Origin of the sequence: Bradyrhizobium sp. CCBAU 11434 (genome assembly GCF_028128895.1) — a bacterium.
Taxonomy (GTDB): domain Bacteria; phylum Pseudomonadota; class Alphaproteobacteria; order Rhizobiales; family Xanthobacteraceae; genus Bradyrhizobium; species Bradyrhizobium zhengyangense.
Genome location: NZ_LBJX01000076.1, coordinates 19,177 through 39,173, shown reverse-complemented (window position 1 = coordinate 39,173; position 19,997 = coordinate 19,177). Strand labels below are relative to the sequence as shown.

Here is a 19,997-nt window from a genome sequence, read left to right as displayed (position 1 = left end):
GAATGAACCTACTCTGCTGCCTGGACCGCGACCTGCGCGACATCGGCCGCGGGCTTGGCGGGCTTGTAAGTCGCGTAGAGCGCAAGGCCGGTGAAGACGAAGCCGCCGACGAGATTGCCAAGCGTCACCGGGATCTGATTCCACAGCCACCAATCGGAAAGGCTGACCTTGGCGCCCAGCAGCATGCCGGTCGGGATGACGAACATGTTGACGACGGCGTGCTCGAAGCCGAGCGCGAAGAACAGGAAGATCGGCAGCCAGGTCGCGGCGATCTTGCCGACCGTGGAGGTCGAGGTCATCGCCATGACGACGCCGAGGCAGACCAGCCAGTTGCAGAGGATTGCCTTGACGAAGACCGAGACCATGCCGGCGGTGCCGATCGCGGCATTGCCGATGGTCTTGGCTTCGGCGACCGCAACGATCTTCGCGGCGACGCCGGCGACCTCGACCTTGCCCATGTTGGTCAACGAGATCGCGATCAGCGCGCCGAAAGCGAGGCTGCCGAGCAAATTCGCGACGAACACCCAGGACCAGTTGGCGATCACCGCGTTCCAGCTCGCCTTGCCTTCGAGGCGCGCGAGCGGAACGATGGCAAAGCTGCCGGTGACAAGCTCGAGGCCGAGCAGCACGATCATCACGAGGCTGACCGGGAAGATCAGTGCGCCGACGAGCGGTTGGCCGGTGGTGAGAGCGCCGGTGAAGGCGAGCGTGGTGGCAGCACCGAGCAGAGCCCCGGAAATCGCTCCGCGGATCAGAATATCCCGCGGGGCAAGCGCCAGCTTCTTCAGGCTGGCATCGACCATCGAAGCCACAACGTCGGAGGGTTTCGCGTAATCCATATCGTAGCTCCAGCTTGCCGCGCTCGGCGGCGTCAACGGGTGAAACGGATGTTGATCGCGGGGAAGCCGGTTGCAGGCACGCGCCTTTGCCGGAACCCGGGGCGATCCGATCAGCCTCGTTGCTGCGGAAATCCACCATGGACTTGGAGCCGCCGGCGCCCACGCCGGGCGGCTGGGATCCTCTATTCAAGGAGTGTGCCAACGCAGCATAAGTTGCAAAACCACATGAAATCAGTTAGTTGCCCTTGTGTGCAGCGCATGAAGTGGATCATGGTTCATGCTGCTTCGGGCAGCAACGGCCCAAAGATTAAGCTTCGAATCGATGTGATTAAGCTTTGAGCAGGCCTATTTGGCCTGCCGTCCGACCTCAAACGAGGCGAGATATCCGCCGAGATCAGTGGGGTCGAAAGCCGGCCCGGCAAAGGCGCTGAAGGGGGCGTTGGGCTGGTCCGCTCCGCTCTGCCCGAGGGCGGCGTCGTAGAGATCCGGCCGGAACACGCCCATGGCGGTCTTCACGGCCTCTGGGCTGAGCGGCGTCTGTCCCCAGCGCACCATCTGCGCGTAGAGCCAGGCGGCCTGGACTGGGTCCGGGCGCCCTGCCCCTTCACGTCCAACCAGGAGATAGCGGCCGCTCTCGCGCATCGCGCCATCGGGCGAAATCTTCAACCGCCCGATAAGCGATCGCTGGATTACCTCGGCATCGACACCGATCCGCTCCGGCTGTGCCAGGATCTGCGCGGCCTGGGCGAGGTTGGCAGGCTCCTCGATGAATTCGGCTGCCTTCACCGCGGCCCGCACCAGCGCCGCGACCACGTCCGGGTTTTTGTCGGCCCAAACCTGCCGCACGGCCAGCACCTTCTCTGCCGCACGCCCGAGAATGTCGGAGACGAAGTGCAGGATATGACCGATGCCGAGATCGACGGCGATCGAGTTCCAGGGAGCGCCGACGCAGAAGGCATCGACATGGCCGCTCTTGAGACTATCGACCATGTAGGGCGGCGGCAGCACGACGAGGCGCACGTCCTCGTCAGGATCGACGCCCGCCGCCGCCATCCAGAATCGCAACTGGTAATTGTGGGTCGAGAACGGAAAGGTCATGCCGAAGGTCAGCGGATCGGCGCCAGCCTTGCGGCGCTTTGCGACGACCTTGGCCAGCGCCTTTGCTGTGACCATCGGATCGAAGCGGTCGCCATCGATCACTTCCATCAGCGCGGAGTGCAGTGCCGGCGACACCGTGATCGCGTTGCCGTTGATGCCGAGATTGAAGGGGGCCGCGATCGGCACCTTGACGTGGCCGAGCCCGAGCGAAGACGCGATTGCGACAGGCGCGAGCAGATGCGCTGCGTCGAACAGGCCGATGTTCAGCTTGTCGCGGACGTTCGACCAGGAGACCTCGCGCACCAGCTCGACCTCGAGCCCTTCGGCGGCCGTAAAGCCCTTGTCGACGGCGACGATCAGCGCGGCGGCATCGACCAGCGGGATGAATCCGATGCGAAGGGGTGCGGTCATTTCAGCATCTCCGACGCGGTGATGATCGACTGGGCGATCTCGCCGATTTTCTTCTTCTCGCGCATGGCGGTGGAGCGCAGCAGCACGTAGGCCTCGTCCTCGGTGAGGCCCTTCACCTTCATCAGGATGCCCTTGGCCTTCTCGATGATCTTGCGGTCCTCGAGCTGCGACTTGGTCCGCTCCAGCTCCTCCTGGAGTTTTGCGAAGGCGTTGAAGCGCGACACGCAGAGGTCGAGGATCGGCTTGATGCGCTCCTTCTTCAGCCCGTCGACAATGTAGGCGGACACCCCCGCCTCCACGGATGCCTGGATCGAGGCGGAGTCGCTCTGATCGACGAACATGGCAATCGGTCGCTTCACCGCACGGCTGACCTGGAACATCGCCTCCAGCACGTCGCGGCTGGGGTTTTCGAGATCGATCAGAATGATATCGGGGTCCACCGCATAAATACGGGCCAGCAGGCTCTGCATCTCGCGGATATGGACCACTTGCGTGAACCCGGCCTCCCGCAAGCCCTCCTCGAGGATCGCGGCCCTGACCGGGCTTTCGTCGACGATCACGATTTTGGGCGACTGTTCGGCGCTCATGGCTCACTCACGGCAGGCGATTCATCCATAGCATGCCGGAGCGTCATGCAAAGGGTTGTAATTATGGGCAATTGGGACTAGCTCAAGCCCGTCAATCAGGCAGATTTGGATATGGATCAGACGGCTGCGCCCAAGGTCAGCTTCGTGTCACTCGGGTGTCCCAAGGCATTGGTGGATTCCGAGCGCATCATCACGCGCCTGCGCGCGGAGGGCTACGAGCTCGCCCGCAAGCATGACGGGGCCGACATCGTCATCGTTAACACTTGTGGCTTCCTCGACAGCGCCAAGCAGGAATCGCTCTCGGCGATCGGCGAGGCCATGGCCGAGAACGGCAAGGTCATCGTGACGGGCTGCATGGGCGCCGAGCCCGAGCAGATCGAACAGGCCTATCCCGGCGTGCTCTCCATCACCGGCCCGCAGCAGTACGAGAGCGTGCTCGATGCCGTGCACCGCGCGCTGCCGCCGGCGCACAATCCGCATCTCGATCTGGTGCCACCGCAAGGCATCAAGCTGACGCCGCGCCACTACGCCTATTTGAAGATTTCCGAGGGCTGCAACAACCGCTGCACGTTCTGCATCATCCCGAAGCTGCGCGGCGATCTGGTCTCGCGTCCGGCCAATGATGTGCTGCGCGAGGCCGAGCGCCTGGTCGGCGCCGGCGTCAGGGAGCTACTGGTGATCTCGCAGGACACCTCGGCCTATGGCGTCGATCTCAAATATGCCGAGAGCCCGTGGAAGGACCGCCAGGTCCGCGCCAAGTTCCTCGACCTCGCGCGCGAGCTCGGCGAGCTCGGGGCCTGGGTCCGCCTGCAATATGTCTACCCTTACCCGCATGTCGACGAGGTCATCGCGCTGATGAACGAGGGCAAGGTGCTGCCCTATCTCGACATCCCGTTCCAGCATGCAAGCCCCGAAGTGCTGAAGGCGATGAAGCGCCCGGCGGCGCAGGACAAGACGCTGGCGCGGATCAAGCGCTGGCGCGAGGAATGCCCTGACCTTGCGCTGCGCTCGACCTTCATCGTCGGCTTCCCCGGCGAGACCGATGCCGACTTCGCCTATCTGCTCGACTGGCTCGATGAAGCCGAAATCGATCGCCTCGGCTGCTTCAAATACGAGCCGGTTGCGGGCGCGACCTCGAATGCCATCGCCAATCCCGTGCCGGAAGAAGTCAAGCAGGAGCGCTACAACGCGCTGATGGCGCGCCAGCAGAAGATCTCGGCGCGCCGGCTGAAGCGCAAGGTCGGCACGCGCCAGCAGATCATCATCGACGAGGTCGGGCCGACGGTCGCGAAGGGTCGCTCCAAAGCCGATGCGCCGGAGATCGACGGTGCGGTGTATCTGTCGAGCCGCCGTCCCTTGCGTGTCGGCGAGATCGTCACCGCGAAGATCGAGCGCGCGGATCAATACGATCTGCACGGCAGCGTCGCGGGGTTTTGACGATCAACCGAGCGCCGTGGGCTATGCGGCGCGCACGGCCTTAAGGAAACCGGACACCTTGTCGCGCAACGCATCGGCATGGCGCGACAACTGGCCCGCCGCGCCATGCATGTTAATGGCGGATGCGCCAGCGGCGTCGATCGTCTGCGTCACGGCATTGATGTTGCTGGCGACTTCGCTGGTCCCCGTAGCGGCCTGACTGACCGAACGCGCGATCTCCTGGGTCGCCTGTCCTTGCTGCTCGACGGCAACGGCAATCGTCTTGGCAATGTCGCTGATCTGTCCGATCGTCGTGCCGACCCCCTGGATCGCGGCAACGGTATCGTCGGTCGCCCGCTGCATGGCACTGATGTGAGCGCTGATCTCCTCGGTGGCCTTGGCAGTCTGGCTGGAGAGGCTTTTGACTTCGGCGGCAACGACGGCGAAACCGCGACCGGCATCGCCAGCTCGCGCCGCCTCGATCGTAGCGTTCAGGGCCAGAAGATTAGTCTGGCTCGCAATCGCATTGATCATTTCGGTGACCGCACCGATCCTGGCTGCGGCCTCCGACAGGCTCCTCACGAGATCATTGGTGCGCGCGGATGCCTGCACCGCCTCGCCGGCAATGCTTGAGGAAGTCGCGACCTGACGGTTGATCTCGGCAACGGAGCTCGACAGCTCTTCGGTCGCGCCCGCGACCGACTGGACGTTGGCAGATGCTTCGGACGAGGCGGCAGCGACGGTCGAGACGCGCTGCGCGGCGTTCTCGGCGGTCGAGCTGAGCGAGCCGGCCGTCGCCTCCACGTCCTTGGCAGCCGACGACACGGCGTTGGCAATGGAGCCGATGGTTTCCTCGAATTCGCCGGCAAGTTTGGCGATGGCGCGCTTCTTCTCTTCCCGCGCGGCAATCAGCTCCGATAAATCACGCCGAAAGCTGATGACGACGGGCTGGCCATCGATCTCCGCGGGAACAAGTGTGACCTGCACCGGGACCATCTGCCCATCCGCTCGGCGCGTGATCCATTCGAAGCGGGCGTGCCCCTCCTTCATCGCCCGCGCGAGTGTCTCCTTGACGCAGTCCGACGAGCGACGGCCGTCTGCTTGGAATTCAGGGGCCATATCGGCCGGTGACCGGGACAGCAGATCAGCCTTGCTACGATAACCGCCAAACCTGACCGCCGCCTCGTTACAGGCGATGATCTTGGGTCCCGCCAGCACCATGACCGCATCAACCGAATGTTCGAAGACTGCTTGCCCGACCTGACCATTGCGGTCCTGGCTTGTCCGTCGCCCGAAGAATCTCATCCGCTCCCCCCATCCCGAAGCGGTCCAGTGACTAGCAAGGAAACATTAACCAAACACTTAAGGGGTGCCTGCCGGGGCGCGATCAGCCCGCAGCAAGCCATTTCGGCACCCAGCGCTCGGGACGCGGGGCGCGGGCGAGATCGGCCTTGGCCTCAGTGAGCAGCGCCGGCTCGCCGTTGATGGTCGGGCGCACATCGTATTCGAAATTCGGCATGACGCGGCCGTCGGCGTAGAGGCCGAATTTCATCGCGTACCACAGTCCGAGCTCGGGCTGGGCGCGGCGCATCTCCTCGCGCAGGTCGCGCAGCAGGGATTCGATCGAGGCAGCTTCCTCGAAGGGCTGCGGCCCGCGCGATAGCACGCGCGCCTCGTATTGCTTGCCTGATATAGCAACCTCGAAATGAGTCTTGTCCCAGGCCTTCTTGCCCCTGGGCAGATGCGCGGCCAGCCGCCAGCCGAGCTCGGCCATCAGGCGGTGATTGGCCCAATATTCCTCGCGGTCCCGGCTCCACTTCTCGACGAAGCCGCGGAAGTCGGGCAGCTCCCCGTCCTCACAGGCGACAGGTTCGCCGGCCGGGCGTCGCGCAAGCCATTGCGCAAGCTCGACGGTCTGCGGCTCGACCTCGTCATGCGGCCGCAGATCGTGCCAGGCCTTGTCGAATTGCAGAGAGGTCAGTTTCGCCAGCAATGCGTCGAGGGATGGCGCAAGCAACTCGTAATCGCCCTCCGAGCCCAGTCCCACGATCGGGGGGGCGTCACGGTCGAGACCAGCGCCATACCAGCCGCCGACGGCCGAACCGTCAGGCAGTCGCATGAACAGCGCGAAGCGGTCGCGCAAGGGGCTGCCATCGAAGATCGGGGCCTGATCGGAGAACTGGCCTTGCAGGGAGAAGCAGCCGACGCTGCCCCAGGGGCGACCGTTCAGCCAGCCGGCAAAATCCAGCAGCAGGGGCGGCGCCTCGATGCCCGGCGGAAACGCGCCGCGAATGCTGTCGAGGTCAATCGGATAAGGCGTGTCGGACAAGGCTAAAAACTATCTTGATGGTCCCGTCCCCATTGGTCTGTCCCGGCTGAGGTCCGGTTCGAACCAATTCGCGTTTCGAGATCACAAACGCGCTAGAGGCTCATAGGTTTCTGCGCAGCAAACAAATGACACGCAATCACAAGATCGATATCCGGCCGGCGCTGCGCGCGCTCGCGGCCACATTGACCCTGCTCACGTTTCCGGCCGCCGCGCAATCCCCGTCGGCGGCGCAGGCGCGGCAATGGTGCTTCGGTTCCGACAAGGTCAGTGACGACCAGCGGCTCGCCGGTTGCTCGGTCGTGCTGAAGGCCAATCCGTCGAATGCGGTCGCGCTCGCCAATCGCGGCGAGATGTTTCGGCGCAAGGGCGAGACCGAGCGTGCCTTGGCCGATCTCAACCGCTCGATCGATCTCGACGAGACTGATGCTGCCGCGTGGTTCAATCGCGGCATCGTCCATGACGATCTCGGCGACCGCGACCGTGCCATCATGGACTACACGCGCGCTATCCGGCTCGTTCCCGACGACGCGTGGTACTACAACAACCGGGGCAATTCCTACATCGGCAAAGACGACTATGAGCATGCGCTCACCGACTACAACAAGGCGATCAAGCTCGATCCGAAATTCGCGCTCGCCTTCTACAACCGGGGCACGGCCTATCGCGAACATGGCGAGGCCGAACGTGCGCTGGCGGATCTCGATCTGTCGATCAAGCTCGATCCGACCTATGGCCCGGCCTATGGCAACCGTGCGCGCATCTTCCGCGATCGCGGCGATCGCGATCGCGCGCTGGCCGATTTCGCCAAGTCGATCGAGCTCAACCCCAACAACGACCGCGATTTCTATGCGCGCGCGAACATGTATTTCGACGCGCATGATTATGCGCTGGCGCTCACGGATTACGATCGCGCGCTCGCGGCCAATGCGAGCTACGCCGGCGTGTTCAATTCGCGCTGCATGACGCGCGCGATCCTCGGCCGCCTGCAGGACGCGCTGGCCGATTGCGAGCAGTCGCTGCGGATGCGGCCGAACGATCCCTACACGCTGGATAGCCGCGCCCTCACCTATTTGAAGCTCGGCAATCTCGACGCGGCAATCGCCGACTACGACACCGCCCTGGGCGCAAAGCCGAAGCTCGACTCGTCGCTCTACGGCCGCGGGCTTGCGAAGCGAAAGAAGGGCGATGGTGAAGGCGCCGAGCGCGACATCGCGGCGGCGAAGGCGATCAATGCCGCCATCGCCGACGAGTTCGCACATTACGGCGTGGAGTAATCCTCCCGCGCGCCAATGTGACACTATATTGCATTCACGCAGAGGTCACGGACTCGTCCTAATCCTCGCGCGCTTTCAACGCGAGCGAGGATTATTGATGAGCCGTCTCCCGGACATGCTGCGCACGCAGCGCTTCGACGATTACCGCTTCTACCACCAGAGCACTGTCAACCAGACGCTGCACCTCATCAGCGCGATCATCTTCCTCGCCTGCTACGCGTTGCTGTTCAGGGATCCCGCGCTCGCCGGTTTAGTCGGCTGGCTCGCGATGCTGACGCGCCAGGGCCGGGCACTTCTTCTTCGAGCCGAATGGCTACGACGCGGTCAATGACGTCAGCAACGAATATAAGGAAGCGGTGAAGGTCGGCTACAACCAGACGCGCAAGATCATCCTTTTGCTGGTCTGGGGCAGCGCGCCGACTGCACTGTACGCGTATCCGACGCTGTTCGGCCTGTTTGCTCCGCCGGTCGATCGCCTCGACTTCGTCCGCCACGTCGGTGTGCTCTGGCTTGCGATCGGCGTCGGTGGCGGGCTGGCGCGCATGCTGCAGCTGTTCGCCGCGCGCGGCGTCACGACCGGACTGGTGTGGAGCTTCAAGGTGCTGACGGATCCCTTCCACAACATCGCGCTGTACTGGAATTCGCCGCTCAGGCTGATGCGCGGCGAGCTGATCGACAGCGCGATCGCGGATGCCGACTGGGGGGGACGAGAAAGCCGAGGAAGCCGCGCATCTGACCTGAGCGAGCGGATGGCTCGCAAACGACCGGCTTGACAAGCCCTGCCCTTCGGCTGTACGGACGCGCCCCATGATCAACTCTCGGACCAACCGCCGCGCAGCTTTCCGTCGTCGCACCAGCGACGATGATGGGTTGCGCCATGTCCGACGACGCCGCTGAACCAGTAATTCAGCAAAGTTTTCGAGAAGGCCGCACCCGCAAAGTGCGGCCTTCTTGCTTTTCGCGTCCTTTTTCACCCGCCTCCAGAGGAGTTCGACATGACCACCGCCACCCATCCGTATGACGCGCTGATGGACATCACTGCACGGCCGAAAGCCGTGTTCGTCCGCGGCGCCGGCTCATACCTCTGGGACGACAGCCGCAAGCGCTATCTTGATTTCGTGCAGGGCTGGGCCGTGAACTGCCTTGGCCATTCCCCGTCCGTCATCGCGGATGCGCTCGCCGCGCAGGCGAAGCGGCTGCTGACGCCGAGCCCGGCCTTCTACAACGAGCCGAGCCTCAAGCTTGCAAAGGCGCTGGTCGAGAAAAGCGCGTTCGACCAGGTGTTCTTTGCCAATTCCGGCGCGGAGGCCAATGAGGGCGCGATCAAGCTCGCGCGCAAATATGGCAGCCTGCACAAGGGCGGCGCGTTCGAGATCATCAGCTTCGAAGGCGGCTTCCACGGACGGACGCTGGCGACGATGTCGGCCTCGGGCAAGAAGGCGTTCGAGCCGCTGTTCGAACCGAAGGTTGCCGGCTTCAAGAAAGCCAAGCTGAACGACATTGCCTCGGTCGAAAGGCTGATCAACGACAACACCGTCGCGGTGATGCTCGAGCCGATCCAGGGCGAATCAGGCGTGTGGCCTGCGACCGACCAGTTCCTGCGCGAGCTGCGGGCGCTGACCGAGGCCCACGGCCTGCTGCTCATTTTCGATGAGATCCAGACCGGCATGGGCCGGACCGGAAAGCTGTTCCACTATGAGCACGCCGGCATCGCGCCTGACATCATGACGCTCGGCAAGGGCATCGGCGGCGGCGTGCCGCTCGCGGCGCTGCTCGCGACCGAACGCGCCTCCTGCTTCGAGCACGGCGACCAGGGCGGCACGTTCAACGGCAACCCTGTGATGTGCGCGGCCGGGCTCGCTGTGCTCGCTGAGGTCGGTAAGCCGGAGTTCCTGAAGCAGGTCACCGAGACCGGCCTGCTGCTCGAAAGCGAGCTGCAAAAGGTCTCGGCGCGGCATGGCCTCGGCGGCGTGCGCGGTCGCGGGTTGTTGCTCGCGCTCGACCTCAAGCTGCCGATCGCGTCCGGGATCGTCGCGCAGGCGTTCGAGGCCGGCGTATTGCTCAACGCGCCGCAGCTCGACAGCCTGCGCTTCATGCCGGCGCTGAACGTCACGAAGGCAGAGATCGCCGAGATGATTGGCTGTCTCGACGACATCCTGACCAAGGCCGGCGCGGCAAGACGCGTGGCGTAAACCGAGGTGGCAGGGTTCCGTAGCTCAAGGGATAGAGCACCGCGTTGCGGACGCGGAGGTTCGAGGTTCGAGTCCTCGCGGGACCGCCATCTACGGCTTCAGGATCGACGCACCCGTCGTCTTGCGGCTTTCGAGATCGATATGCGCCTTCGCCGCGTCCTTGAGCGCATAGGCGTGGTTGATCGGCACGTGCAGCTTGCCGTTGATGACGGCGGAGAACAGCGTATCGGCGCCTTCCAGCAGCTCCTTGCGCGTGCCGATATAGTCGTTGAGCTTCGGCCGGGTCGCAAACAGCGAGCCGTGATTGTTCAGCTCGGCGATCGAGAACGGCGGCACCGGGCCTGAGGCGTTGCCGAAGGAGACGAACATGCCGCGCGGCTTCAGGCACGACAGCGAGCCCGGAAAGGTCGATTTGCCGACGCCGTCATAGACAACGTCGCAGCCCTCGTTGCGGCTGATCTGTTTGACGCGCGCGACGAAGTCTTCCTCGTTGTAGAGGATGACGTGGTCGCAGCCATTGGCCTCCGCGAGCTCGGCCTTCTCGCGCGTGCCGACCGTGCCGATGACGTGGGCGCCGAGCGCGCTCGCCCATTGGCAGGCCAAGAGGCCGATGCCGCCGGCGGCGGCATGGATCAGCACGCGATGATGCGGTTCGACCTTGAACGTCTTGTGCAGGAGATACCAGACGGTCAGGCCCTTGAGCATCAGCACGGCGCCCTGCTCGTGGGTGATGTGATCGGGCAGCTTGACCAGCTTCTCCCAGGGGATGTTGCGCTCGCTCGTGTACGCGCCAAGATTATGGTAGTAGGCGACGCGGTCGCCAGGATGAAAATTCGTCACGCCCGGCCCGACGGCGACCACCTCGCCCGAGGCCTCATTGCCGGCGATGAAGGGCAGTCCCGGCGCCTTGTAGAGGCCGGTGCGGTAATAGACGTCGATGAAGTTCAGGCCGACCGCGTGCTGGCGGATGCGCACCTCGCCGGGTCCGGGCGCCGGCAGGTCGACGCTTTCATAGACCAGCGCGTCGGGGCCTCCGACCTTGTGCACACGGACCGCTTTGGTCATCACCTGACCTCCTCTTCGCATCAGCCAGCGAAAGACATCGCGCCCGCCTTGTCAACTCGCCCCAGATTGGAACGGTTACGGCTTGCCGACCTTCCTGCGGTTGCGCTTGGCCAGCACGTTGAAGAATTCCACCGCCGCCGAGAACGCAATTGCGAAATAGATGTAACCGCGGGGAATGTGGAATTTGAATCCGTCCGCAACTAGGGCAACGCCGATCAGCACCAGAAATGCCAGGGCCAGCATTTTGGTGGTCGGATGTTCCGCGACGAATCGCGCCACGGGTCCTGAGGAAATGTACATGATCAGGCAGGCGATCACGACGGCCGCAATCATGATCTCGAGGTCCTGGGCCATGCCGATTGCGGTGATGATCGAGTCCAGCGAGAACACGATGTCGATGACGACGATCTGGAGGATCACCCAGAAGAAGGCGCTGCGAGCGGACTTGCCCTCGCCTTCCTCGTCGTCGGCGTCGACTTCGGCATGGATCTCGTGCGTCGCCTTCGCGATCAGGAACAGGCCGCCGCCGATCAGGATCAGATCGCGCCAGGAGAAATCATAATCTGAGAACGAGAACACCGGCGCGGTCAGGCCGATCAGCCAGACCAGCACGCTGAGCAGGATGATGCGGAAGACCAGAGCCAGCGCCAGCCCGATCTGCCGGGCGCGATGGGCCAGCGGCTCGGGGATGCGCGAGACGATCACCGACAGGAAGATCACGTTGTCGATGCCGAGCACGATCTCGAGTGAGGTCAGGGTGAGCAGCGCCGCCCAGGCCTCGGGGCTGGTCAACAAATGCATCATCCGAACGATCTCACAAGGCGGATCAATGCATCACTGAATGCGATCCAGAACGCGATCGCGCAGAGCGCAACCGTTAGGCCGGTGCCGACGCGAAAATCCATCTCCAGCGCGTAGAAGCCGAGTACGCCCCACAGCACGATTAGCGACATCGTCAGCCAGCGCAGCCGCACGACGCGGACAGGGTGCAGCACGTGGAACGGCACGAAGGTCAGCACCACTAGCGCCGCCACCAGCAGCGTCGACGACAGCGGCGGCCAGTGCAGCAGGAACAGATAGAACGCCGCCGCGTTCCACAGCGCCGGAAAGCCGCGAAAATGATTGTCGTCCGCCTTCATGCGCAGATCGGCGAAATAGAGCGCGCTGGTGACGATGATGGCGATGCCGAGCAAGGGCGCCGCCACCGGCAGCAGCATGCCGCTCGCCACGATCGCATAGGCGGGCACGAACACATAGGTGACGAAGTCGACCACGAGGTCGAGCACGTCGCCGGACCAGTTCGGCTGCACGTTCTTGACGTCGAGCAGGCGCGCGATCGGCCCGTCGATGGCGTCGATGATGAGGGCGACGCCCAGCCAGCCGAACATCGCCGCCCAATGCTCGCGCACGGCCTCCAGCATCGCGAGCAGCGCGATCGCCGCGCCGAAGGCGGTGAAGATGTGCACCGAAAACGCCGCGGCACGGACCACGGGCGTCGGCTTGAGGGAATCCCCTTGGCTATCCATGGCCTCTGCTACCAGAACGGGACCGGTTTGCACATCCGCCACCGCGGCGTTGCGCCGCGCAATCGGTCATAAAATCAGGCAAAATAGGTGGGCTTGAATTTGCCGCAGGGCGTGTCAAATGTCGTTCCATGACAGACGCATCGACACATTTTGACGCAAGCGTCATCGGCGGTGGACCGGCAGGCCTTGCCGCGGCAATTGCCTTGGCGCAGCGAGGGGCGCGGACCGCGCTGGTCGCGCGACGCCTGCCCTATGCAGATAACAGGACCACCGCGCTGCTGGGTGCCTCCGTCGATCTCCTGGAGAGCCTCGAGGTCTGGTCGCGCTGCAAGGACAAGGCGGCCAGCCTTGAGGTGATGCGTCTCGTCGACGACACCAACAGGCTGTTCCGCGCGCCCGAGGTCCGATTCTCCTGCCACGAGATCGCGCTCGATGCGTTCGGTTACAATATCGACAACCGCTCGCTGATGCTGGCGCTGGAAGCGCGTGCGGCCGAGTTTCCGAACCTCGTGCGTTTCGACGACGAGGCCGAAAACGTCGTCATCGAAGCCGATGACGTCGCGATGCGCACGGCCGCCGGACAGTTTCTGACAGCCCGGCTCGTGGTCGGCGCCGACGGTCGGCATTCGCTGTGCCGGGAGGCCGCCGGCATTGCGGTGACGCGGCGCGACCTGACGCAGACCGCCCTGACCTTCAACGTCGCTCATGCCCGCCCGCACCGTAACGTCTCGACCGAGTTCCACACGCCGCATGGCCCTTGCGTGTTCGTGCCCCTGCCCGGCAACCGCTCCAGCGTGGTCTGGGTCTCGGCACCCGCCGAGGCCGAGCGGCTTCGCGGCCTCAGCGACGAAGATCTCTCCGTCGCGATCGAGAAGCAGTCGCATTCCATCCTCGGCCGCATGACGGTCGAGCCCGGCCGCAATGTGTTTCCGCTGGCGATTGAGCGGCCGCAATCCTTCGCGCGCGACCGCGTTGCGCTGGTCGGCGAAGCCGCCCATGTGGTTCCCCCGATCGGTGCCCAGGGTCTCAATCTCGGCCTGCGAGATGCGGCCGACATCGCCCGGCTCTCCGGCGAGGCCATCGCATCGGGAAAGGACCCTGGCGCGGATGAGGTGCTCAGGCGTTACGACCGGGCGCGGCGCCCGGACATTCTGAGCAGGACCTTTGCGATCGACATCGCCAATCGTTCGCTACTCAACGATTTCCTGCCGCTCCAACCGATCCGCGCCGTCGGCATGCACCTGTTAGGCGCCATCGGCCCGCTCAGGCGCTTTGCCATGCGCGAGGGACTGACGCCGACCTGGCGCAAATAGCGCAAGCGGCCTTTACGGAAACGCGAGCCGGCCGGTCTGCAGCAGCCACATCACGCTGGTCAGCGTGACCACCGACGCGAACGTGCCGAGCAGCACGGCGACGGAGGCGGGTTCGATCCAGGCATCGTTCTGCCGGGCGATCACGAACACATTCAGCGCCGGCGGCAGCGAGGCCATCAGAATCGCTGTGGCGGCCCAGGGCTGCGCGAACGGGCCGAACGCCAGCATCAGGCCGAACGCTGCGAGCGGATGGATCAGCAGCTTGACCGCGATCACGCCGGGCACTTCCCAGGGCACGCGATCGAACGGGCGAAGCGCAACGGTCACACCGAGCACGAACAACGCGGTCGGCGCGGCCGCGTTCTGGAGGAAGGTAATGGTGCGGTCGAGCGCGACCGGCAGCTCGATATGCAGCGCGGCAACGGCTGCGCCAAAACAGGCCGACATGATCAGCGGGTTGAGCACGATCTGTTTCAGCACCACGCCGAAGGCGTGCACGATCGAGGGATGGTCGCGGTCTGACAGCTCGATCAGCAGCGGCACGATCGTGAACAGGAAGATGCTGTCGCAACAGAAGATGAGCGCGGTCGGCGCCGCCGCCTTTGACCCGAGCACGGCAAGCGCCAGCCCCGGCCCCATGTAGCCGATATTGCCGTAACCGCCGGAGAGGCCGGCGAGCGTCGCCTCACGCAGCGTCAGCTTCCCGAGCGCCTTGCCGACCACCAGCGCGATGGTGAACGCCGCCATTGTCGACAGCGTGGTCGCCACCAGGAATGGCGGGTTGTTCAGCTCCGAGAATGGCGTCTTCGACATGATCGCAAACAGCAGCGCCGGCAACGACACGTAGAGCAGGAAGAAGTTCATCCAGGCGAGCCCCGATTCCGGCAAGGACTTGACCTTACCGCAAGCGAAACCGACGAAGATCAAGCCGAAATATGGTAGCGCCAGATTGAGGATATCGGCCATTGATGAAGTGTTTTCTGAAGGCTTAGGGGTTATCCGCCCCTTAACGGCAGGTTAATTCCAGATCAGGCCACTAGCATCGGCCACAATCCTGGTCTATCGACGAAGGATGATTAAAGCGCGGACAGCCAAATTCCAGATCGGACAGGTCGTGCGCCACCGGATCTTCTCGTTCCGGGGGGTGATCTTCGACATCGATCCGGAATTCAACAACACCGAGGAGTGGTGGCTGTCGATCCCCGAAGAGGTCCGGCCCCACAAGGATCAGCCGTTCTACCATCTGCTCGCGGAGAACGCGGAGTCCGAGTACGTCGCCTATGTCTCCGAGCAGAACCTGCTGCCCGACGAGTCCGGCGAGCCGATCCGGCATTCCCAGGTGGCCGAGATCTTCATCAAGAACAAGGATGGCGGCTACCGCCCGCGCAATCCGTCGCTGAACTAAGCCGTTCGTCGACCTGAGCTTCACCGCCATCAAGCAGGCAGCAAAAAAAGGCGCCCGATCGGGCGCCTTTTTCATGTCCGGGACTGAGTCCGATTACTTTTGGCCCGCCGGAGCTGCAGCGGGTGCACCAGGCGCCCCGCCGTTTTGCTCCAGCTTCTTGCGCTGCTCTTCAGCCTTCTTCTGAAGCTCTTCCTGCAGCTTCTTCTGGGTTTCCTCAAACACCTTCGGATCGGTCGGCGGACCGTCATAGGCCTTCTGGAATTCACCGGTGAGCGGCAGAGGCAGGGTCAGCGGCGCACCGTTGGCGTTGATCGCCTGCACCACGAGGTTCTGGCCCTTCTTCAGGTTGGCGATCAGCTCGGGCGTTGCCTCGTAGTCGGACATACAGCCGTTCTGGAAGCAGATCACATACGGGCTCTGCAGCGGCGGGTTGTTGTCGACGATGATGCGGGTGCCGTGCACGAGCTGCATGCCGAGCGGCAGCGTCACGCGCAGGATCTTCTTCGGCTCGCCTTCCGGCTCGATGATGACAGCGGCGATGACCGGCTGGCCTGATTCGATGCGACCGTCCTTGCCGGTGAAGCAGACCTGCTTGGCGTTGGCATCCTGGCCCTTGAGGCAGAACTTGGTCCAGGGCGCGTAGATCAGCTGGATCTGCTGATCGGCGGGCTGGGCACCCTGCGCCGCCGGAGCACCCGGCTGTGCCGGAGCCTGCTGGGCCTGGGGAGCCGGCGCGGGCGCCGGAGCAGCCTTGGGAGCTGCCTTTGGAGCGGCTTTCGGGGCAGCCTTGGGGGCGCCCGGGGCCGGTGCGGGGGTCTGGGCTTCAGCGGCAAACGGGATGGCCAATGCCGTCGCCGTCAACAGAGCGAGAACTCGCCCGCGCGGCCGGACGGACGCGGCCAAATAACGGAAATTCATTGCAGAAAACCCTTTCTGAACGGGAAGTGCCCGAACCGCTCCGAAGCACCGAACCAAGCCGCCTTGGGCGCGGCTCTCTCCCCGTCAATTGAGGCAGATCAGTGACGGGCTCGGCGCTCTTGCGCGATTGCGTGCCTTCTTAACGTGGTCGACGGAAAGATCAATGCCGACAAGCGTCTTTGGCCACATCCGGGCGGACGCCCAGTGAAATCCCTGTGATAGGATTCCCTACACCAGCCCTCGAATCAACGTGTCCGAATGTTCATGTTCCAGCGCCTGCTCGAGGGGCCCGGTCTCCGTCTTTGCAGCCTCGCCTTGATCCTCAGCGTCGGCCTGATCGCAAGCGCTGGGCAGGCCGAGGAGTTGCATGCGATCGCCATGCACGGCAAGCCAGCGCTGCCGGCCGATTTCACCCACATGCCCTACGCCAATCCTGACGCCCCCAAGGGCGGCCGGCTGACCTGGGGCATTCTCGGCACGTTCGACAGTCTCAATCCGTTCATCGTGAAGGGATTGGCGGTGCAGCCGATCCGCGCCTACGTGGTCGAAAGCCTGCTGGCGCGCGGCCAGGACGAGCCGTTCACGCTCTACGGCCTGCTCGCCAAATCCGTCGAGACCGATGACGAGCGGAGCTACGTCACGTTCCACATCGATTCACGTGCGCGCTTCTCCGACGGCAAGCCTGTGACCGCCGAGGACGTGCTGTTCTCCTGGCAGCTGCTGCGCGACCATGGCCGTCCGAACCTCCGGCAGTACTATTCCAAGGTCGCCAAGGCGGAGGCACCCGATCCCCTCACCGTCCGCTTCGATCTCACCGGGGCCGACGACCGCGAGCTACCGCTGATCCTCGGCCTGATGCCAATCCTCCCCAAGCACGCCGTCGACGTTGCGAATTTCGAGGAGACGACGCTGTCAGGACCGATCGCCTCCGGCCCCTACCGCGTCACGGCGGTCAAGCCCGGCGCCAGCGTCACCCTCACACGCAATCCCGATTACTGGGGCCGCGATCTCCCGGTCAATCGCGGGCTCTTCAATTTCGACGAGATCCGGCTCGACTATTATCGCGAGGCCAATGGCCAGTTCGAAGCGTTCAAGCGCGGCCTCTATGATTTCCGCGTCGAGAACGAGCCGCTGCGCTGGCACGACGGCTACGATTTCCCGGCCGCCAAGAGCGGCGAGGTGATCCGCGACACCTTCAAGCCGGGCGTGCCGCAGCCCTCGGAATTCCTGGTGTTCAACACACGGCGTCCTGTATTCGCCGACATCCGCGTGCGCCAGGCGCTGACGCTGTTGTTCGATTTCGAGCTGGTCAACCGCAACTATTTCTTCTCGCTGTATTCACGCGTCGCCGGCTATTTTGCCGGCTCCGAGCTGTCGGCCTATGCTCGGCCCGCGGATGCGCGCGAGCGCGAGCTGCTGAAGCCTTTCGCGGCGCAGATCCCCGAAGATATCATGGATGGCAGCTACCGCCTGCCCGTCACCGACGGCTCGGGGCGCGACCGGACCACGCTGCGTGCAGCGCTGAAGCTGCTGTCGGACGCCGGCTACGATCTCGAAGGCACCGTGCTGCGCAACCGCCAGACAAAAGCGCCTTTCACCTTCGAGATGCTGGTGACGACCCGCGACCAGGAACGCATCGCGCTCGCGTTCCAGCGCGACCTCAAGCGCGCCGGCATCGATGTGAGCGTGCGCGCGGTCGATCCGGTGCAGTTCGACCAGCGCCGGCTGTCCTACGAGTTCGACATGATCCAGAACCGCTGGGATCAGTCGCTGTCGCCCGGCAACGAGCAGTACTTCTATTGGGGCAGCGCGGCGGCCGACAATCCGGGGACCCGAAACTATATGGGCGCGAGGGATCCCGCGGTCGATGCCATGATCAAGGCCCTGCTGGAGGCCCGTGATCATACGGATTTCGTCGATGCGGTGCGGGCGCTCGACCGCGCCTTGATGGCGGGCTTCTACACAATCCCCTTGTTTAACGTATCCGAGCAATGGATCGCGCGCTGGAATCGGATAGAACAACCACAGGCCACTGCGCTCTCAGGCTATTTGCCGGAGACTTGGTGGTCGAAGGGTGAGCCTCAAGCCAGTCCAGCGAAGTGACGCCGTGAACCAGCCAGCCGTATCGCCGACGCTCGACACGCTGTTCCAGCGGACGCTGATGCGGCAGCCGCACGCGCCCGCTTTGCTCGACCCTCTCAACAAATCCCGCATCACCGGCCACCAGCCGCGGCGGCTGACCTACGCCGAGGCGGACACCGCCATCGAGGCGCTGTCGGCGCATTTCGTCGAATCGGGCCTACCGGCCAATTCGGTGATCGCGATCCAGTTGCCCTCGACCATCGAGTTCGTGCTGACGGTGCTGGCCGCCCATCGCGCCGGCCTGGTCGTGGCCGTGCTGCCGCTACTGTGGCGACAGGCGGAACTGGCGGCCGCGCTCAACCGCACCGCGGCCCGCGCCATCGTCACCATGAGCAAGGTCGACAGTGTCAGCTACGCCGACCTCGCGATGCACGCAGCCGCCGAGGCCTTCTCGATCCGCCACGTGTTCGGCTTCGGCACCGATTTGCCCGAAGGCATGGGTTCGCTCGACGAGGTGCTGGCACGCCCGCCCGGCACCACGCGCGCCGTGATCCAGGACGGCCGCAAGGCGGCGATGATCTCCTTCGACGTCACGGCGGAAGGTTTCCGCCCGGTGCCGCGGCCGCATTTCAGCCTGATCGCGGGCGGGCTCGCGATGTCGCTGGAAGCCGACATCCAGCAGGGCGCCACGGTGATGTCGGCGTTCACACCGATGTCGTTCGCGGGCCTCGCCTCCTCGCTCGCGGCGTGGCTGTTGTGCGGCGGCACGCTGGCGCTGCATCATCCGTTCGAGAGCGAGGTGCTGGAGCAGCAAATCAACGAGCACGCCTGCGACGTGCTGATCGCGCCGGCCCAGCTCGCCCTGCGCCTCGGCGATTCCGGTCTGGCGGCGCGGATGCCGACCTTGCGCAATGTCATCGGGCTCTGGCGCGCGCCGGAGCAGGTGGCGGCGAGCGAAGCCTGGATCGCGCCGCATGCGCCGCTCACGGACGTCTACCTGTTCGGCGAGGCCGGTCTGTTCGGCGCCAGGCGCGGCGAGGACGGCGTGCCTGTCGCGGTGATGCCCGGCCCGCACGGCGCTCCACGTGAGCAGTCCAGCTCCTCGATCGCCGGCGAGATCCTGCTGACGCCGAAGGGCACGCTCGGCCTGCGCGGCCCGATGGTGCCGATCGCGGCCTACGCGCCGCCGCAGCCGGTCGGCGAGACGCTGACGGCCCAGCCGCCACGCGACTATGTCGACACCGGCTATGCCGCCCGGATCGACCGCGCCAGCGGTGCAATCTGCATCACTGCGCCGCCATCCGGCATCATGGCCGTCGGCGGCTATCGCTTCCTCTCCAACGACCTGCAGGAATGGGCGCGCCGGCTCGGCCAGGGCGCGCTGCTGACGGCCCTGCCCGACCGGCTCTCGGGCCATCGGTTGGCGGGCCGGGCCCAGGACAATGCCCGCGCCCGCGAGGCGCTCAGCGAACTCGGTCTTAACCCCCTGATGGTTGAGGCTTTTCGCGACCGCTCCGGCCCGGTTTGAGCGCAGTTTTGCCT

At 64.6% G+C, this 19,997-nt stretch carries 17 protein-coding genes, 1 tRNA gene and 1 pseudogene; 9 read left to right on the top strand and 10 right to left on the bottom strand.

Annotation, left to right across the window (positions count from 1 at the left end; genetic code table 11):
- Positions 1-8: 8 nt before the first annotated feature.
- From XI06_RS16350 to XI06_RS16340, 3 genes are all read right to left on the bottom strand, one after another.
- Positions 9-839, bottom strand: a complete 831-nt coding sequence (locus XI06_RS16350) for a formate/nitrite transporter family protein (protein ID WP_237862309.1) — start codon at positions 837-839, stop codon at positions 9-11.
- A gap of 345 nt (positions 840-1,184) precedes the next feature.
- The gene (locus XI06_RS16345; protein ID WP_237868840.1) at positions 1,185-2,348 is read right to left on the bottom strand and encodes a CmpA/NrtA family ABC transporter substrate-binding protein; all 1,164 of its coding nucleotides are present in this window, start codon (positions 2,346-2,348) and stop codon (positions 1,185-1,187) included.
- Complete coding sequence (locus XI06_RS16340; protein WP_128951752.1) at positions 2,345-2,935, bottom strand: ANTAR domain-containing response regulator; 591 nt, start codon at positions 2,933-2,935, stop codon at positions 2,345-2,347. Before XI06_RS16340 ends, XI06_RS16345 begins: the two co-directional genes overlap by 4 nt.
- 111 nt (positions 2,936-3,046) lie before the next feature.
- Here XI06_RS16340 and rimO point away from each other — a divergent pair, with 111 nt between their 5' ends.
- Positions 3,047-4,372 (top strand): 30S ribosomal protein S12 methylthiotransferase RimO, encoded by a 1,326-nt coding sequence (gene rimO, locus XI06_RS16335; RefSeq protein ID WP_237862307.1) that lies wholly within the window; start codon positions 3,047-3,049, stop codon positions 4,370-4,372.
- Positions 4,373-4,393: 21 nt separating this feature from the next.
- On the opposite strand, the gene XI06_RS16330 is transcribed toward rimO, so the two are convergent.
- Together XI06_RS16330 and XI06_RS16325 are read right to left on the bottom strand one after the other, a co-directional pair.
- On the bottom strand, positions 4,394-5,656 hold the full coding sequence (locus tag XI06_RS16330) for a methyl-accepting chemotaxis protein (RefSeq protein WP_271605882.1): 1,263 nt from the start codon (positions 5,654-5,656) through the stop codon (positions 4,394-4,396).
- Positions 5,657-5,738: 82 nt separating this feature from the next.
- A complete protein-coding gene (locus XI06_RS16325; protein ID WP_237862303.1) occupies positions 5,739-6,680 on the bottom strand; it encodes a hypothetical protein in 942 nt (313 codons plus the stop codon).
- Positions 6,681-6,805: 125 nt separating this feature from the next.
- Here XI06_RS16325 and XI06_RS16320 point away from each other — a divergent pair, with 125 nt between their 5' ends.
- From XI06_RS16320 to XI06_RS16305, 4 genes and pseudogenes are all read left to right on the top strand, one after another.
- The gene (locus XI06_RS16320; RefSeq protein WP_237868839.1) at positions 6,806-7,954 is read left to right on the top strand and encodes a tetratricopeptide repeat protein; all 1,149 of its coding nucleotides are present in this window, start codon (positions 6,806-6,808) and stop codon (positions 7,952-7,954) included.
- A 97-nt stretch (positions 7,955-8,051) separates the two neighbouring features.
- Positions 8,052-8,695, top strand: a pseudogene (locus tag XI06_RS16315) (hypothetical protein).
- A gap of 254 nt (positions 8,696-8,949) precedes the next feature.
- Positions 8,950-10,146 carry an acetylornithine transaminase gene (locus XI06_RS16310; protein ID WP_237862301.1) on the top strand — a complete coding sequence of 399 codons (1,197 nt, stop codon included), beginning with the start codon at positions 8,950-8,952 and terminating at the stop codon, positions 10,144-10,146.
- A gap of 13 nt (positions 10,147-10,159) precedes the next feature.
- Positions 10,160-10,235, top strand: a tRNA-Arg gene (locus XI06_RS16305).
- Position 10,236: 1 nt separating this feature from the next.
- Here XI06_RS16305 and XI06_RS16300 read toward each other — a convergent pair.
- The 3 genes from XI06_RS16300 to pcsA all read right to left on the bottom strand — a co-directional run bounded on the left by XI06_RS16300 (position 10,237) and on the right by pcsA (position 12,737).
- Entirely contained in the window at positions 10,237-11,211 is a 975-nt protein-coding gene (locus XI06_RS16300; protein WP_237868838.1) for a quinone oxidoreductase family protein, read from the bottom strand.
- 75 nt (positions 11,212-11,286) lie between these two features.
- Positions 11,287-12,015, bottom strand: coding sequence for a TerC family protein (locus tag XI06_RS16295; RefSeq protein ID WP_237862299.1), 729 nt, complete (start codon positions 12,013-12,015; stop codon positions 11,287-11,289).
- Positions 12,012-12,737, bottom strand: coding sequence for a phosphatidylcholine synthase (pcsA, locus tag XI06_RS16290; RefSeq protein WP_237862298.1), 726 nt, complete (start codon positions 12,735-12,737; stop codon positions 12,012-12,014). Before pcsA ends, XI06_RS16295 begins: the two co-directional genes overlap by 4 nt.
- A gap of 128 nt (positions 12,738-12,865) precedes the next feature.
- Between pcsA and XI06_RS16285 the strand changes: the two genes are divergently transcribed.
- On the top strand, positions 12,866-14,050 hold the full coding sequence (locus XI06_RS16285) for a UbiH/UbiF family hydroxylase (protein ID WP_237868836.1): 1,185 nt from the start codon (positions 12,866-12,868) through the stop codon (positions 14,048-14,050).
- A gap of 12 nt (positions 14,051-14,062) precedes the next feature.
- Here XI06_RS16285 and XI06_RS16280 read toward each other — a convergent pair whose 3' ends face one another.
- Positions 14,063-15,016: an AEC family transporter gene (locus tag XI06_RS16280; RefSeq protein ID WP_237862296.1), complete on the bottom strand. Its 954-nt coding sequence runs from the start codon at positions 15,014-15,016 to the stop codon at positions 14,063-14,065.
- A 106-nt stretch (positions 15,017-15,122) separates the two neighbouring features.
- On the opposite strand from XI06_RS16280, the gene hspQ reads away from it, so the two are divergent.
- Entirely contained in the window at positions 15,123-15,455 is a 333-nt protein-coding gene (hspQ, locus tag XI06_RS16275) for a heat shock protein HspQ (protein ID WP_018317973.1), read from the top strand.
- A 93-nt stretch (positions 15,456-15,548) separates the two neighbouring features.
- Here the strand turns inward: hspQ and XI06_RS16270 are convergent, their stop codons facing one another.
- Complete coding sequence (locus tag XI06_RS16270) at positions 15,549-16,373, bottom strand: invasion associated locus B family protein (RefSeq protein WP_237862295.1); 825 nt, start codon at positions 16,371-16,373, stop codon at positions 15,549-15,551.
- A gap of 258 nt (positions 16,374-16,631) precedes the next feature.
- Here XI06_RS16270 and XI06_RS16265 point away from each other — a divergent pair, with 258 nt between their 5' ends.
- Positions 16,632-18,476 (top strand): extracellular solute-binding protein, encoded by a 1,845-nt coding sequence (locus XI06_RS16265; protein WP_237868834.1) that lies wholly within the window; start codon positions 16,632-16,634, stop codon positions 18,474-18,476.
- 4 nt (positions 18,477-18,480) lie between these two features.
- Positions 18,481-19,983, top strand: coding sequence for an AMP-binding protein (locus XI06_RS16260; protein ID WP_237868832.1), 1,503 nt, complete (start codon positions 18,481-18,483; stop codon positions 19,981-19,983).
- Positions 19,984-19,997: the final 14 nt, after the last annotated feature.